The sequence below is a fragment of the Pseudomonas phytophila genome (assembly GCF_025643095.1).
In the GTDB taxonomy this organism is placed as follows: Bacteria; Pseudomonadota; Gammaproteobacteria; order Pseudomonadales; family Pseudomonadaceae; genus Aquipseudomonas; species Aquipseudomonas quasicaspiana.
Map to the genome: position 1 here is coordinate 2,231,110 of NZ_CP081201.1, position 16,818 is coordinate 2,247,927.

The following is a 16,818-nucleotide window of genomic DNA, read 5'->3' on the forward strand; positions in this document are numbered from 1 at the left end:
ACCGGGTTTGCCGCGAGTTAGCGCGGTACCACAGGGCATGCGCAGTCGACCAAGGTTTTCTATTTTGGATACAACGGCGGCAAGCTCTGCTCGCTGGTCGCGTCATGAATGTGTTCGGCGGCGGGCAGGGTGCGTACTGCTCGCCATAGTTGTTCGCCCAGCCACAGCTGGCCGGTTTCGCTGTACAGCGCGCCATTGAGGCCATCCAGTGCGTCGGACAGCGGCACGAAGCGGGCGGCCATGTCGGCCAGGGTTTCCGGTTGCTGCCGCGCCCAGGCATCCAGTGCCTGTCGGGTCGCTTGCGGGTCATTGGCGAGGCAGGCGCGCTTGAGGTCATCCAGCACCGTACGCGGACTGGGTCCGGTTTGCACGGCGCGGGCCACGGCAGGCTGACTGCGAGCACGCCACCAGAGCACAAAACCGATCAGCGTAGTGAACGCGAAAAACAGTGAGCTCATCTGCCACGGCCAGACGGGAGGGCCAATCACAGTAACGCCGTTCAAATCACTGCTGACCGGTGTGTCTACCGCCAGACTCGGGTTGATACTGATCTGCAAGGTGCGGGCGGGCAGGCTGGTGTGTTCAAGATGGTCTTCCAGGGTGTTCCACCAGACCACGTCCACGCTCGGTAAATCAATGGCGCCCGGGCGAGTTGGCACCAAGGCTTCGCGCTCTTCGCGGGTGCCGATCAGGCCGCGATCGCTGGTTACGTTGGCCAGTTTGGGCTGGTCCGGATAACGTCGCAGGGCGCTGACTTCAGTGGCAGGCAAGGGCGGCAGTTGCGCGCCGGACAAGCCTTCGACTTTGACGGTCATGGTACGGGTCAGGGAGTCGCCCACCTGGCTTTTGCCGGGTTCCGGGCTCCAGCTTTCGCTGAGGTTGACACTGCGCGCGGGCAACCAGGGCGCATTGGCCGGGTAATTGGCGGGCTTGGGTTTGACCGTCAAAGGCAACTTTGCAGAACTGACACGCATGACTTTGCCCGGCTGCGGGCCAAAGGGCGTGCCTGGTTCATTGCTCGACTGGCCGTCACTGTTGGGCTGAACCAGAGTCGCGCTGAACGTCTGCGGCGGGATCACCAGCGTGCCGCTTTGTTGCGGATAAATCGCGTAGCGCATCTCGATCACGCCGTGACGGATGCCGTTGATGAGCTTTTCATAGGTGCGCGAATCGCCGAGTTTTTCGACTCGCGCTTCAGGCACTTCCAGCGGGCTCAGGTTGCTGTCATCGAACAGCGACACCGAGTGATAAACGCGCAGCGTCAATACGGCCTGTGCCTGGACGTATACGTTGTCTTTATCCAGGGTCGCCTCGACGAACACCGGAGCCTGTTGGCTTGCGTGATCCGGGTTGTCGCTTTGCGTGACTTGCAGGGTGATCGGCTGGCTTTTCAAAGCGCCCAGTTGCAGGGAAGGCACCTCCACCGAGCCGGTCTGTTTCGGCAGCAGCGTGATGATCCAGCGCGTGGTTGCCTGATTGCCGCCATCCAGCGTGTTGAGTCGGTTGATCTGACGAGTGCCACCGACGTCAAAGCTACCCTCAAGGGCGCTCAGGTCAGGCTTGCCGAACTGAGTGACGTCGCTGGTTTCCAGGGTCAGCTCCACTGTTTCCCCGGAATTGAGTCGCGTGCGGTCGACACTCGCCACCAGTTCCGCAGCCTGACTCGGCAGCGCAACGAGGCTGAGCATCAAGCCGAACAATAGGGGGTAGGCGCGACTCATTGGGTTTTTTCCTGACGCTGTTGCTGTTCGTACCAGAATTTACGCCGTAGCAGCTCGCCGGGATCATCCGGGATCTGCCGCAGCCATTGCTCCAGCGCCTGACGTCTTTCGCCATTGATGTTGCCGTCGGCGGGCCGGATCGGTGGCCGGGTGGTTTCCTCGTCATCCATGGGTGAGCCCGATTGCGGATTGCCTTTGGTCTGCGCAGACGACTCACCGGGTGATGGTTCACCATCGGCACTGTTTGCTTCGGCAGACTCGGTAGCTTGCTGGTTCTCGGAGCGTTGACTGGCAGCGGCCTGATTCTGCGGGTTTTCGCCGTCATTATCGTCGTCGCGGGTTTGAGCCTGATCAGCGTCATCAGGTTCCGCGGCCTTCTTCTGTTCCAGTGCTTGTTCCACCAGCGCTTTGTTTTGCAGCGCAGGTTGCAAGTCTGGCTGACTTTCCAGCGCCTGTTCGTAGGCGTCCAGTGCTGCTTCCAGATCGCCATTGTGCGCGAGCGCATTGCCGCGATTGTAATGGTCGGCGGCGCTGCTGCCCTCGGCAAAACGCTGGGCGGCGCTTGCGTAATCTCCGGCCTGATAGAGCGCGATGCCTTTCCATTGTGGATTTTTGAAGTGTTGTGCGGCTTCAGCAGGGCGTTGCTCTTCAAGCAATCGCTGGCCCTGTTGGTCGGGACGCAACCACAGATCGGCAAAGTCGAAAGCGTAGCTGTTTTGTGGCAGTACCAGCAGCAGTGGCAGGCACAGCAACCAGCCTCGACGCCCGGCGCAGGCGGCCAACAGCAACAACGGCAGCAGGAACCAGTAACCCTGATCGCTCCAGCTGTCGAGCTGGATCAGTTGTCCGTCGCTTCGCACCTGTTTCGGGCTGTCCAGCAAACCCAGTTCGCGCAGGTCCTGGTCGTCCATGCGCAACTGTCGGTACTGGCCGCCGACCTGCCCGACGAAGTCCGTAAGGCTGGCGCTGTCCAGACGCGGCAACAGGATCGCGCCCTGGTCGTCTTTGAGCAGACCGCCTTTTTCCTGCTCGACCGGTGCGCCTTCCGCTGTACCGACGCCGAGAATCAGCAATGGTGGAGACTGGCCAGCCAGCGCCTGTCGGATGCCCTGGCGTTCCTGCTCGCTCAATGACGACCCGATCAACAGCAAGCGCCCGCGTCCCAGCTCGCCTTGCTTGAGCAAGGCCAGCGCTTTGTGTACGGCCAGATCTGCACGATGCCCGGCCTGCGGCATGATCGACGGTTTGACCGCATCCAGCAGGTTGCGAATCGTGATCTGGTCGTCGGAGAGCGGTACCAGTGTGTGGGCGCTGCCGGCGTAGACGATGATCGCCGTCTGCGAGTCGCTGCGCGCCTGCAGAAGGTCCAGCAGCTTGCGCCGGGCCTGTTCCAGCCGGGTCGGCGGGGCGTCGGTGGCGAGCATTTCCGGGGTCAGTTCCAGCAGTACGACCAGGGGATCAACCGGCTTCTGGCTCAGTTGTTCAACCCGCTGCCAGCCGGGGCCGAGCAGTGCGAGCAAGGCCAGCAGCCAGGCAATGCCGAGCACCACCCACGGTTTTTTGCTGTCGCGACCGCGGCCGCCGCTGAGCAGCACGGAATGAAAAGCCGCGGGCAGAATCATTTGCCAGCGCCCGGCACGTTTCTGTCTATGCCAGAGCTGCCAAAGCAGCCAGCCCAGCAACGGCAGAAGCATTAACCACCAAGGGCGGAACCAGTGCGGCCAGAGCGCGATCATCGGCGGCGCCCCAGACGTTTGACTTGCTGCCCGACCCGCTGACGCCAGTGCTGACCGTCGCGGATGAAGCGTTGACGAGTGAGCAGCCGATGAACGGGATTGTTTGGCCAGCGCTCATGCACCACCAGTAGCACGCTGCACAGCATCGCCAATGCCAGCGGCCACTGATATAGCGCATGGGCGGGGCGTGCCTGAGTCTGTTGCTGAGCTACGGGCTCCAGCGCGTCGAGGGTCTGGCGAATTTTTTCCAGCTGATCGCCATCCCGTGCGCGGAAGTATTGGCCTCCAGTCAACTGAGCGATTTCCTTGAGGGTCGGCTCATCCAGATCCAGGCTGGGGTTGAGCCCGAGCATACTCAGCGAACCTTCTTTATTCGGGTCCGAGCCAATCCCGATGGTGTAAATCTTCACCTGTTGTTCAGCCGCCAGACGCGCAGCGGTCACCGGATCAATCTGTCCGCCGTTGTTGGCGCCGTCAGTGACCAGCACCAGAACGCGACTTTGTGCCGGGCGCAGCCGCAGGCGCTTCAGGGCGAGGCCAATGGCATCGCCAATCGCAGTGTTTTTACCGGCGATGCCGATTCGCGCTTCATCCAGCCAGACGCGGACGGTGTGGCGGTCGAACGTCAGCGGAGCTTGCACGAATGCCTGGCTGCCAAACAGGATCAGCCCGACGCGATCACCTTTACGGCCTTGCAGGAAGTCGCCGAGCAGATGCTGAACCAGCACCAGACGGCTGACGTCGTCGTTCTTCCACTCCATGTCCGGGTAATCCATGGAGCCGGAAACATCCACCGCCACCAGCAGATCGCGTCCGCTCGACGGCAGGGGCAATGGTTCACCGAGCCATTGCGGACGGGCGGCGGCCACCAGCAGCAACAGCCAGATCAGAATGAACGGCAATTGCTGACGCCAGCCGGGCAGGGCGACCTTGGCCCTTCGTCCGACCAGTTCTTCGAGATCACCGAGGAAGCTGACCTTGAGCGCCGGTTCGCCACTGTCGGCGGTCGGCAGCAGCACACGCATCAGCCACGGCAAGGGCAGCAGGACGAAAATCCACGGCCAGGCGAACTCAAACATGTTTGCGAATCCAGGTTTCAACGGATTGCGTCAGGCCGTTGATGGCTTTGTCGTCGAGCTTGCATTCGGGTTTGTAAGCGCCTTCCACCAGCACCATCCAGCGGGTCAGGCCTGCCGCGGGGCAGCGGTTGTCGAGAAACGCCAGCCATTTGCGGCCGTTCAGGGTGTGGCTCTGGCTGTACGGGTAATGGTTACGGCACAGCCTTTTCAGCAGACCGTTGATTTGCTGCAGCCAGGCACCTGCGGGAGCTCCGTCATACGGTTTGGGCATGTTGGCCAGTTCGGTCAGCGCAGCAACGCGCACCGGATCCAGTGGCTGTTCGGCGCGGCTAACCCGGGTTTTTACCGGCAACATATGCCGCATCCGCCACAGTCCCCAACCGGCCAGCGGAATCAACAGCAGCAGTAACCACCAGCCCGGTGCCAGCGGCCAGAAGCCCACGGCTGGCGGGGCAATCAGCGGTTGCAGTTGATCCAGCGGGTTCATTTGCGTGTCACCGGACGCTGGGCGCTGAGGTATTCACGCAGTTGCTCGACCATTTCCTGCTGAGTGTTCAGCGGCATCAGCAAGACGCGCAGTTTCTTCGCAAGCATTTCCCAGCGATCTTTACGCGCCTCGCCCTGAGCGCGGTAGGCCTGACGCAGCTCGGGGTTCAGGGTGTCCATCTCCAACTGCGCGCCACGCTCGGCAAAGCGCAACAGGCCGGAAGCGGGCAGGGCGTGATCCAATGGATCGGACAACGGCAACAGCAGCAGATCGCAATGCCGGGACAGCAGACTCAGTTGCTGCTCGGCTGCATCGGACAACGCGCGCTCGTCACACAGCACGATCACCAGACTGCCCGGCCGCAGCACTTCCCGCGCGCGACGCAAAGCAATACCGAACGCATCGCGGTCTGCAGCGGTTTCGGTGTGCAACGACTGGTTGACCCGCACCAGCCGGTTCAGCAACTGCAACAGGCTCTGTTTACTGCGCCGTGGTTTGATTTCGTAGTGCTCGTTGTCGCCAAACACCAGACCGCCGACCCGGTCGTTGTGGATCAACGCCGCCCAGCCGATCAGCGCTGCCGCCTGAGCCGCCAGCACTGATTTGAACATCAGGCCCGAGCCGAAAAACAGCCTGCGGCTTTGCTCGACCAGAATGAAAATCGGTCGTTCGCGTTCTTCATGAAACAGCTTGGTGTGCGGCTCCTGGGTTCGGGCCGTCACTCGCCAGTCGATGCTGCGTACGTCATCGCCTGCCTGATAAACCCGCACCTGATCGAAATCCACACCCCGGCCGCGCAGCTTGGAGTGGTGCAGGCCAATCAACGGGCTGCGCTGGCTCGGGGTGGAGAACAGCTGGACTTCGCGGACGCGATGACGCATCTCGATCAGCTCTGTGAGGCTGACACGAATACCCGGCTGATCGATCAGGTTGGGTTGCATGGCTTCACGCAACAGCCACGACATCAAGAATGCGCTGGATCACACGGTCCTGATCGATCCCGGCGGCTTCTGCTTCGAACGACAGGATGATCCGGTGGCGCAATACGTCGAACAGGACTGCCTGGATGTCTTCCGGGCTGACGAAATCACGTCCGGCCAGCCAGGCATGTGCTCGCGCGCAACGATCCAGAGCGATGGAGCCACGAGGGCTGGCACCGTAGGAGATCCATTCGGCCATTTCCGCATCGAACTTGGCCGGGGTGCGGGTCGCCATGACCAGTTGCACCAGGTATTCCTCCACCGCATCGGCCATGTAAAGGCCGAGGATTTCCTTGCGCGCGGCGAAAATCGCCTGCTGGCTGACCCGACGTTCTGGCTTGGTCTCGCCATTCAGGGCTTCGCCGCGGGCCTGGGCCAGAATCTTGCGTTCTACCGAGGCGTCCGGGAAACCGATCTTCACGTGCATCAGGAAGCGGTCGAGCTGGGCTTCAGGCAGCGGATAGGTGCCTTCCTGCTCGATGGGGTTCTGGGTGGCCATGACCAGGAAAAGTGGCGACAGGTCGTAGGTGCTGCGACCGACGCTGACCTGACGCTCGGCCATGGCTTCGAGCAACGCCGACTGAACCTTGGCGGGCGCGCGATTGATTTCGTCTGCCAGTACCAGATTGTGGAAGATCGGCCCCTGTTGGAAGACGAAGCTGCCGGTTTCCGGACGATAGATCTCGGTGCCGGTGATGTCGGCAGGCAGTAGGTCGGGGGTGAACTGGATGCGGTGGAATTGTGCTTCGATGCCTTCTGCCAGTTCTTTGATCGCTTTGGTCTTGGCCAGGCCGGGAGCGCCTTCGACGAGCATGTGGCCGTCAGCGAGCAGGGCGATCAGGAGACGTTCGATCAGTTTTTCCTGACCGAGGATCTGCGTGGAAAGAAAGGTTCGCAGCGCTATCAGCGCTTCACGATGTTCCATCGGTGACTGTTCCTGGCAGGTAATCAGCGGCGTCAATCAACGCCGAAGCTGGGGGCGATACTTTAATCCATAGAGGGGGCTGGCGACTAACGGCTGTGGGGTTTTTTGTGTGGTTTTGAGGATAACGCTACAAAGCTTGAGGATTTTTCCTACGGAATTGGGGTTATGGGGAGCTTCTTGTTGTTGTGTACATATCCGTTATAGCGGTCATGGCTGATATTGGTTGCGCTTTTACAGCGCGTCACTTTTGGGGCCCAAAAGTAACCAAAAGGCTTTTACCCCACCACTTGGCACCTCGCTGTCGCTCGGTGTACCCGCCCGCAGATCCTGAACCGTGGGCCGCCGCAACGGGCCATCCATGGCCCAATGCGGCTAACCCGGCGTCCTGCCGGGTTGCCCACGGTTCAGAATCTGCGGGCGGCCAGCGTGGTTTAACGGGGCGCCTCAGATCAAAATCAAAAGCGCGGCGGCCTGACAGCCGACCTGATTGTGAGCTTACCGCGCAGTAGTAGCTCGACGGCATGCTATCGCGGAGCAAGCACGGAACCTGTGGGAGATTCTATGTTGGCCTGCAAGCTTGATCTTGTAGGACCGGCTTTAGCCGGGAGAGCGGTATTTTTGGCGAAGAATATTTGATGGATGTACCGACGTCCTCCCGGCTAAAGCCAGTCCTACGGGATTGCATAGGGCCTGTGGGAGCGTGGCTTGCCCGCGATAAGGACACCGCAAATATCAGGTCTATTGTGTCTAGCTTTATCGCGGGCAAGCCTCGCTCCCACATAAAATCGCATCCAACCAACGACTTATGTTTCTGAAAGGCGCTTGGAGCCTGCTTTTGATCTGCTTTTGATTTTGATCTTAAGCGCCCCGTTAAACCACGCCGGCCGGAATTCGATATTGCTGCGTGGGGCAAACCGGCAGGGATGCCGGTTTAGCCGCCTCAGGCCATGGATGGCCGGTGGCGGCGGCCCCACGCAGCAATGTCGGATTACGGGTATGCCGAGCGACAGCGAGGGACCCAGTGGTGGGGCAAGAGCGTTTTGGTTACTTTTGCGCTGTTCAAAAGTGACGCGCTGTAAAAGCGCAACCGATGTAAGCCGTCACCGCAAAAATGGATATGTACGCCCAATCATCAAGACCCAGCCAGCTCACTCACATAAACCCCAACACCCTCAAGAATAATCACCAGCGTCTCTTCAACCTCCTTCAACTCATCCGCCGCCATGCTATGGCTGATTTCATACAGATGATGCCCATCAAGCGCCTTGCCATCCGCCGGATCAAGCTCAACCAGCAGACGCTCGGCACTGAGCGTCACCTTGAGCTGCGAAACTGCAAGCACCTTGTCATCGCGTACCGTGATCTCGACTTCCTGCTCGTCCGGGAAGCGCGTCAGCGAAAACAGATCGCCGGTTTCACCGTGGCAGCACAGCAGCGCCATGTCGTCGTACTCGTCATCACAGGGATTGACGATAAAGCTGGCAGTCTTGATTTGCATGAACGTTCCTGGCTTAAAAGCGGACAAGGAGCAATTTTGCCAGCGATTGGCAAGCAATGCCCAAGAGTTTCCTGCAACCAGATGACCGAATATGTCGCAGCACGACAAGTAACTGCCTGTCGGCTGTCGTTAAGCTGGGGGGCGGATGAACGGTAGTGGGAGAAATCCTACCCTGCGTGTTGTTTTTTCCGGCAACGGTTGCAGAAAGCAAATGTGACGAGTCGTTCGCGGCAAGCGTTAGTTCTTTGGCTTATGCTGTGCCTCTGCCGTTTCATCCAGGCACAGCATGTGCAGGCAACACTTCCTTCAAGCTTCCTTCTAAAAAAGCACAAGCGGAGTACCTCAGATGGCGTTCTTCACCGCAGCCAGCAAGTCTGACTTTCAGCATCAACTGCAAGCAGCACTGGCGCAGCACATCAGTGAACAGGCACTGCCACAAGTGGCGCTGTTCGCTGAGCAATTCTTCGGCATTATTTCCCTCGACGAACTCACCCAGCGTCGGTTGTCCGACCTGGCGGGCTGCACCTTGTCAGCCTGGCGTCTGCTTGAACGTTTTGAACATGCCACCCCGCAGGTCCGCGTTTACAACCCCGATTACGAACGTCACGGCTGGCAATCCACGCACACCGCCGTTGAAGTATTGCACCACGATCTACCATTTCTGGTGGACTCGGTGCGCACCGAGCTGAACCGTCGCGGTTACAGCATCCACACCTTGCAAACCACCGTGCTCAGCGTGCGCCGCGGCAGCAAGGGCGAACTGCTGGAATTGCTCCCTAAAGGCACCAGCGGCGAAGACGTGCTGCAAGAATCCCTGATGTATCTGGAGATCGACCGCTGTGCCAACGCCAGCGAGTTGAACGTGCTGGCCCGTGAACTGGAGCAAGTGCTCGGCGAAGTACGGGTTGCCGTAGAAGATTTCGAACCGATGAAGGCCAAGCTGAATGAGCTGCTGGCGGGCATCGATTCTGTGCAGTACGCCGTCGACGAGGGCGAGAAGTCCGAAATCAAGGCGTTCTTGCAATGGCTGGTGGATAACCACTTCACCTTCCTCGGTTACGAGGAGTTTGTTGTCAGCAATGAGGCCGATGGCGGTCAGTTGGTGTACGACGAATCGTCTTTCCTCGGGCTGACCAAACGTCTGCGTGCCGGCCTGAGTCACGAAGATCTGCACATCGAAGACTACGCTGTGAGCTACTTGCACGAGCCGATGCTGCTGTCGTTCGCCAAGGCCGCGCACCCGAGCCGTGTGCACCGCCCGGCGTATCCTGACTATGTGTCGATCCGCCAGATCGACGCCTCGGGCAAAGTGCTCAAGGAATGCCGCTTCATGGGCCTCTACACCTCCTCGGTGTATGGCGAAAGCGTTCGCGAGATTCCGTACATTCGCCGCAAGGTGGCTGAAATCGAGCACCGCTCCGGCTTCCATCCCAAGGCTCACCTGGGGAAAGAGCTGGCGCAAGTCGTCGAAGTTCTGCCTCGCGATGATCTGTTTCAGACTCCGGTGGACGAGCTGTTCAATACCGTGATGTCCATCGTGCAGATTCAGGAGCGCAACAAGATTCGCGTGTTCCTGCGCAAAGACCCTTATGGTCGCTTCTGCTATTGCCTGGCTTATGTGCCACGCGACATCTATTCCACTGAAGTGCGGCAGAAGATCCAGCAAGTCCTGATGGAACGCCTCAAGGCCAGTGACTGCGAGTTCTGGACCTTCTTCTCCGAGTCGGTGCTGGCCCGCGTGCAGTTGATTCTGCGGGTGGACCCGAAGGTCAACCTGAATATCGACCCGGTTCAGCTTGAAAACGAAGTGATTCAGGCTTGCCGTTCGTGGAAAGACGATTACGCCAGCCTGGTGGTCGAAAGCTTCGGCGAAGCCCATGGCACCAATGTGCTGGCGGATTTCCCGAAAGGCTTCCCGGCAGGTTATCGCGAGCGTTTCGCAGCGCATTCGGCCGTGGTCGACATGCAGCACTTGCTGAACCTGAGCGAAGCCAAACCGTTGGTGATGAGCTTCTATCAGCCGTTGTCCGGCGACAAGGCGCAGCTGCATTGCAAGCTGTACCACGCCGACACACCGCTTGCGCTGTCTGACGTTTTGCCGATTCTGGAAAACCTGGGCCTGCGTGTGCTGGGTGAGTTCCCGTATCGTCTGCGCCACACCAATGGCCGCGAGTTCTGGATTCATGACTTCGCGTTCACGGCGGCTGAAGGTCTGGAAATCGACATCCAGCAACTCAACGACACCCTGCAGGATGCCTTTGTCCATATCGTGCGTGGCGATGCCGAGAACGATGCGTTCAACCGCCTTGTGCTGACTGCCGGTCTGCCGTGGCGCGACGTGGCGTTGCTGCGCGCGTACGCCCGTTACCTGAAACAGATTCGCCTGGGCTTCGACCTTGGCTACATCGCCAGCACCCTGAACAACCATACGGACATTGCCCGTGAGCTGACCCGGTTGTTCAAAACCCGCTTCTATCTGGCGCGCAAACTGACCACTGACGATCTGGACGACAAGCAATTGCGTCTGGAGCAGGCGATTCTTTCCGCCCTGGACGACGTTCAGGTGCTCAATGAAGACCGCATCCTGCGTCGTTATCTGGACCTGATCAAAGCCACCCAGCGCACCAACTTCTACCAGCCTGACGCCAACGGTCAGAACAAGAGCTACTTCAGCTTCAAGTTCAACCCGCGCCTGATTCCAGAACTGCCCAAGCCGGTGCCGAAGTTTGAAATCTTCGTGTACTCGCCGCGTGTCGAAGGCGTGCATCTGCGCTTCGGTAATGTGGCCCGTGGTGGCCTGCGCTGGTCGGACCGTGAAGAAGACTTCCGTACTGAAGTCCTGGGTCTGGTGAAAGCCCAGCACGTGAAGAACTCGGTGATCGTGCCTGTGGGGGCCAAAGGCGGATTCCTGCCGCGTCGCCTGCCACTGGGCGGCAGCCGCGACGATATCCAGGCCGAAGGTATCGCCTGCTATCGCATCTTCATCTCCGGTTTGCTGGACATCACTGACAACCTGAAAGAGGGCGGGCTGGTTCCGCCAGCCAACGTCGTACGTCATGACGACGATGACCCGTACCTGGTGGTCGCGGCGGACAAAGGCACTGCGACCTTCTCCGACATCGCCAACGGCATCGCCATCGACTACGGCTTCTGGCTGGGCGACGCGTTTGCTTCCGGTGGTTCGGCCGGTTATGACCACAAGAAAATGGGCATCACTGCCAAAGGTGCGTGGGTCGGTGTGCAGCGTCACTTCCGTGAGCGCAACATCAACGTGCAGCAGGACAGCATCAGCGTCATCGGTATCGGTGACATGGCCGGTGACGTGTTCGGCAACGGCTTGCTGATGTCCGACAAGCTGCAACTGGTGGCGGCGTTCAACCACCTGCATATCTTCATTGATCCAAACCCGGATCCAGCCAGCAGTTTCATCGAGCGCAAGCGTCTGTATGACCTGCCGCGTTCGGCCTGGACCGATTACGACACCAGCATCATGTCGGCAGGCGGCGGGATCTTCCCGCGCAGTGCAAAAAGCATCGCCATCACGCCACAGATGAAAGAACGCTTCGACATCAAGGCTGACAAGCTGACCCCGACCGAGCTGCTCAACGCGCTTCTCAAGGCGCCGGTTGATCTGTTGTGGAACGGCGGCATCGGGACTTACGTCAAGTCCAGCGAAGAAAGCCACGCCGATGTCGGTGACAAGGCCAACGACGCGCACCGTGTCAACGGTGACGAGCTGCGCTGCAAGGTTGTGGGCGAGGGCGGTAACCTGGGCATGACCCAACTGGGTCGTGTCGAGTTCGCGCTCAATGGTGGCAGTTCCAACACTGACTTCATCGACAACGCGGCGGGCGTGGACTGCTCCGACCACGAAGTGAACATCAAAATCCTGCTCAACGAAGTGGTGCAGGCCGGTGACATGACCGAAAAGCAGCGTAATCAGCTGCTGGAAAGCATGACCGACGAAGTCGGCAACCTGGTGTTGGGCAACAACTACAAGCAAACCCAGGCGCTGTCTCTGGCAACGCGTCGTGCTTACGAGCGGATTGCCGAGTACAAGCGCCTGATGGCGGACCTGGAAGCCCGTGGCAAGCTGGATCGCGCCATTGAGTTCCTGCCTGCTGAAGAGCAGATCAGTGAGCGCGTGGCGGCCGGTCATGGCCTGACGCGTCCAGAACTGTCGGTATTGATCTCCTACAGCAAGATCGATCTGAACGAGGCGTTACTGGAATCCCGCGTACCGGATGATGATTATCTGGCTCGCGACATGGAAACCGCGTTCCCGCCATCGCTGGGTGCCAAGTATTCCGGCGCCATGCGTCAGCACCGTCTCAAGCGCGAAATCGTCAGCACCCAGATCGCCAACGACCTGGTCAACCACATGGGCATCACTTTCGTGCAGCGACTCAAAGAGTCCACCGGCATGAGTGCGGCCAACGTGGCGGGCGCTTACGTGATCGTGCGTGACATCTTCCACCTCCCGCACTGGTTCCGTCAGATCGAGGCGCTTGACTACAAGGTGCCTGCCGAGATTCAGTTGGCATTGATGGACGAGTTGATGCGCCTGGGCCGCCGCGCGACGCGCTGGTTCCTGCGCAGCCGTCGCAACGAGCTGGACGCGGCGCGTGATGTTGCGCACTTCGGTCCGCACCTCGCTGCACTGGGTCTGAAGCTGGACGAACTGCTGGAAGGCCCGACTCGCGAAGTCTGGCAGACCCGCTATCAGGCCTATGTTGAAGCAGGCGTGCCGGAGTTGTTGGCGCGCATGGTTGCGGGCACCAGCCACTTGTACACGTTGCTGCCGATCATCGAAGCGTCTGATGTCACCGGGCAGAACGCTGCCGACGTGGCCAAGGCTTACTTCGCAGTGGGCAGCGCGCTGGACGTGACCTGGTACTTGCAACAGATCAGCAGCCTGCCGGTGGAAAACAACTGGCAAGCCCTGGCCCGCGAAGCGTTCCGTGATGACATCGACTGGCAGCAACGGGCGATCACCATCTCGGTTCTGCAGATGGCCGATGGTCCTGCTGACATCGAGGAGCGCCTGAACCTGTGGCTTGAACAGCACAGCGCCATGGTCGACCGCTGGCGCGCGATGCTAGTGGACATCCGCGCAGCAAGCGGCACTGACTACGCAATGTATGCAGTAGCCAACCGTGAGCTGCTGGACCTGGCCATGAGCGGCCAGGCTATTACCGTTTGATGGTTTAGTCCGTCTGTAATGAGAAAGCCCTGCATCGCGAGATGTGGGGCTTTTTTATGGGTTGATGCTGTCAGCGTCGCAAGGTCCTGTGGGAGCGAGGCTTGCCCGCGATACATGAGAAGTAGCTACCAGTTACACCGCGTTATCGTTTGTCGTCGGAATGCCGCCCAGACCTAGCTCAGCTCCCACAGGTGGGCGCCGATATCTGTGGGAGCTGGGCTTGCCCGCGATACATGAGAAGTAGATACCAGTCACACCACGCTATCGTTTATCGTCGGAATGCCGCTCAGACCAAGCCCGGCTCCCACAGGGGGGCGCCGATATCTGTGGGAGCGAGGCTTGCCCGCGATACATGAGAAGTAGATACCAGTCACACCGCGCTATCGTTATCGTCGGAATGCCGCCCAGACCAAGCCCGGCTCCAACAGGTAAAAGCCAGCCCAATAAAAACCCCGTCACAAGGACGGGGTTCTTTTAACGCTGTGTTTCGCTTTTACGCTTGAACAACCGGAATGTTGGCGCTCGCTGCGATGTCGCGGAACTCGGCGATCTGGTCGAAGCTCAGGTAGCGGTATACGTCCGCTGCCATGGTGTCGATCTGTTTCGCGTATTCCATGTACTCCTCGACGGTCGGCAGGCGACCCAGGATCGAAGCAACGGATGCCAGTTCGGCCGAGGCCAGGTAGACATTCGCGCCGTCGCCCAGACGGTTCGGGAAGTTACGGGTCGAAGTCGACACAACCGTCGAGTTCGGCTCTACACGTGCCTGGTTACCCATGCACAGCGAGCAGCCCGGCATTTCCATGCGCGCGCCAGCTTTGCCGTAGATGCCGTAGTAGCCTTCTTCCGTCAGTTGGTGAGCATCCATCTTGGTTGGCGGCGAGAGCCACAGACGCGTTGGCAACTGGCCTTTGACCTTGTCCAGCAACTTGCCCGCAGCGCGGAAGTGGCCGATGTTGGTCATGCACGAACCGATGAACACTTCGTCGATCTTCTCGCCAGCAACGCTGGACAGCAGACGGGCGTCGTCCGGATCGTTCGGTGCGCAGAGCACTGGCTCGTTGACGTCGTCCAGGTCGATTTCGATGATTTCAGCGTATTCCGCGTCAGCATCGGCAACCATCAACTCAGGGTTGGCAACCCAGGCTTCCATCGCTTGAGCACGACGTTCCAGAGTACGCACATCGCCGTAACCTTCGCCGATCATCCAGCGCAGCAGGGTGATGTTGGAGTTCAGGTACTCGGTGATCGACTCTTTCGACAGCTTGATGGTGCAACCGGCAGCAGAGCGCTCGGCCGAGGCGTCGGACAGTTCAAATGCCTGTTCGATGCTCAGGTCATCAAGGCCTTCGATCTCCAGAATGCGACCAGAGAATGCGTTTTTCTTGCCTTTCTTCTCAACAGTCAGCAAGCCCGACTGAATGGCGAAGTAAGGAATGGCGTGAACCAGGTCACGCAGGGTGATGCCAGGCTTCATCTTGCCTTTGAAACGCACCAGAATCGATTCCGGCATGTCCAGTGGCATCACGCCGGTGGCCGCAGCAAACGCAACCAGACCAGAACCGGCCGGGAACGAAATGCCCATCGGGAAACGGGTGTGGGAGTCACCACCGGTACCAACGGTGTCCGGCAGCAGCATGCGGTTCAGCCAGCTGTGGATGATGCCGTCGCCCGGACGCAGGGATACGCCGCCACGGGTCATGATGAAGTCAGGCAGCGTGTGGTGCGTGGTGACGTCGATCGGCTTTGGATAAGCAGCAGTGTGGCAGAAGGACTGCATGACCAGATCAGCGGAGAAGCCCAGGCATGCCAGGTCTTTCAGCTCGTCACGGGTCATCGGGCCAGTGGTGTCCTGGGAGCCGACGGTGGTCATCTTCGGTTCGCAGTACGTGCCTGGACGAACGCCTTGGCCTTCCGGCAGGCCGCACGCCTTGCCAACCATCTTCTGTGCCAGGGTGTAGCCCTTGCCAGTGTCGACCGGTGCTTCCGGCAGTTTGAACAGATCGGTAGGGCCCAGGCCCAGCTCGGCACGAGCCTTGTCGGTCAGGCCACGGCCGATGATCAACGGGATACGGCCGCCAGCACGGACTTCGTCCAACAGAACCGGTGTCTTCATTTCGAAGGTGGTCAGGACTTCGTCAGTGCCGTGTTTGCAGACTTTGCCAGCATGCGGATACAGGTCGATCACGTCGCCCATGTTCATGTTGCTGACGTCGAATTCGATTGGCAGTGCGCCGGCATCTTCCATGGTGTTGTAGAAGATCGGAGCGATTTTGCTGCCGAAGCAGAAACCGCCAGCGCGCTTGTTCGGCACGTAAGGAACGTCGTCGCCGAAGAACCACAGCACCGAGTTGGTGGCGGATTTACGCGAAGAACCGGTACCCACCACGTCGCCTACGTAGGCAATCGGGAAGCCCTGGCCGCGCATTTCTTCGATCTGCTTCATCGGACCGATGGAGCCTTGTACGTCCGGAACGATCCCTTCACGGGCCATTTTCAGCATGGCCAGGGCGTGCAGAGGGATGTCAGGGCGCGACCATGCGTCAGGCGCAGGAGAGAGGTCGTCGGTGTTGGTTTCGCCGGTCACCTTGAAGACGCGAAGGCTGATCTTGTCGGCCAGGGTAGGGCGCTTCTTGAACCATTCGCCGTCAGCCCAGGACTGCATGACAGCCTTGGCGTGGGCGTTGCCGCTCTTGGCTTTTTCTGCCACGTCGTGGAACGCATCGAACATCAGCAGCGTGTGCTTCAGTTGTTCGGCGGCGACCGGGGCCAGCGTTGCGTCATCCAGCAGGTCAACCATGGTGACGATGTTGTAACCGCCCTGCATGGTGCCCAGCAGTTCAACGGCGCGCTTCTTGTCGATCAGGGGAGAAGTGGCTTCGCCCTTGGCCAGGGCAGACAGGAAACCGGCTTTGACGTAGGCAGCTTCGTCAACGCCAGGTGGAATGCGATTGGTGATCAGGTCAACGAGAAAATCTTCTTCGCCGGCCGGGGGATTCTTCAGCAGTTCGATCAAGCCGGCAGTTTGTTCGGCGTTAAGCGGCTGGGGCACGATACCCTGGGCGGCACGCTCTTCGATGTGTTTACGGTAGGCTTCAAGCACAGTATTACCCTCATCAGTGGTCCCAAATGGGTGTCCGGGACGCTCATCCAGGAATTGCCCGAAAAACCTGCACGACGAAACTTTTC

Annotated in this window: 9 protein-coding genes; 1 reads left to right on the plus strand and 8 read right to left on the minus strand. The window is 59.7% G+C overall.

What is annotated here, in order from left to right:
• Positions 1-59: 59 nt before the first annotated feature.
• The 7 genes from K3169_RS09970 to K3169_RS10000 all read right to left on the minus strand — a co-directional run bounded on the left by K3169_RS09970 (position 60) and on the right by K3169_RS10000 (position 8,426).
• A complete protein-coding gene (locus K3169_RS09970; protein ID WP_231677828.1) occupies positions 60-1,721 on the minus strand; it encodes a BatD family protein in 1,662 nt (553 codons plus the stop codon).
• Positions 1,718-3,457, minus strand: a complete 1,740-nt coding sequence (locus K3169_RS09975; RefSeq protein WP_263271276.1) for a VWA domain-containing protein — start codon at positions 3,455-3,457, stop codon at positions 1,718-1,720. Before K3169_RS09975 ends, K3169_RS09970 begins: the two co-directional genes overlap by 4 nt.
• Positions 3,454-4,536 carry a vWA domain-containing protein gene (locus K3169_RS09980; protein WP_231677826.1) on the minus strand — a complete coding sequence of 361 codons (1,083 nt, stop codon included), beginning with the start codon at positions 4,534-4,536 and terminating at the stop codon, positions 3,454-3,456. Before K3169_RS09980 ends, K3169_RS09975 begins: the two co-directional genes overlap by 4 nt.
• Complete coding sequence (locus K3169_RS09985; RefSeq protein WP_231677825.1) at positions 4,529-5,023, minus strand: DUF4381 domain-containing protein; 495 nt, start codon at positions 5,021-5,023, stop codon at positions 4,529-4,531. Before K3169_RS09985 ends, K3169_RS09980 begins: the two co-directional genes overlap by 8 nt.
• Positions 5,020-5,964 carry a DUF58 domain-containing protein gene (locus K3169_RS09990; protein ID WP_027900523.1) on the minus strand — a complete coding sequence of 315 codons (945 nt, stop codon included), beginning with the start codon at positions 5,962-5,964 and terminating at the stop codon, positions 5,020-5,022. Before K3169_RS09990 ends, K3169_RS09985 begins: the two co-directional genes overlap by 4 nt.
• Before the next feature lie 4 nt (positions 5,965-5,968).
• Positions 5,969-6,928, minus strand: a complete 960-nt coding sequence (locus K3169_RS09995; protein WP_027900522.1) for an AAA family ATPase — start codon at positions 6,926-6,928, stop codon at positions 5,969-5,971.
• A gap of 1,132 nt (positions 6,929-8,060) precedes the next feature.
• Complete coding sequence (locus K3169_RS10000; RefSeq protein ID WP_263271278.1) at positions 8,061-8,426, minus strand: hypothetical protein; 366 nt, start codon at positions 8,424-8,426, stop codon at positions 8,061-8,063.
• Positions 8,427-8,772: 346 nt separating this feature from the next.
• On the opposite strand from K3169_RS10000, the gene K3169_RS10005 reads away from it, so the two are divergent.
• Complete coding sequence (locus K3169_RS10005; protein ID WP_263271280.1) at positions 8,773-13,629, plus strand: NAD-glutamate dehydrogenase; 4,857 nt, start codon at positions 8,773-8,775, stop codon at positions 13,627-13,629.
• Positions 13,630-14,122: 493 nt separating this feature from the next.
• On the opposite strand, the gene acnB is transcribed toward K3169_RS10005, so the two are convergent.
• A complete protein-coding gene (acnB, locus tag K3169_RS10010) occupies positions 14,123-16,732 on the minus strand; it encodes a bifunctional aconitate hydratase 2/2-methylisocitrate dehydratase (protein WP_099269685.1) in 2,610 nt (869 codons plus the stop codon).
• Positions 16,733-16,818 lie beyond the last annotated feature (86 nt).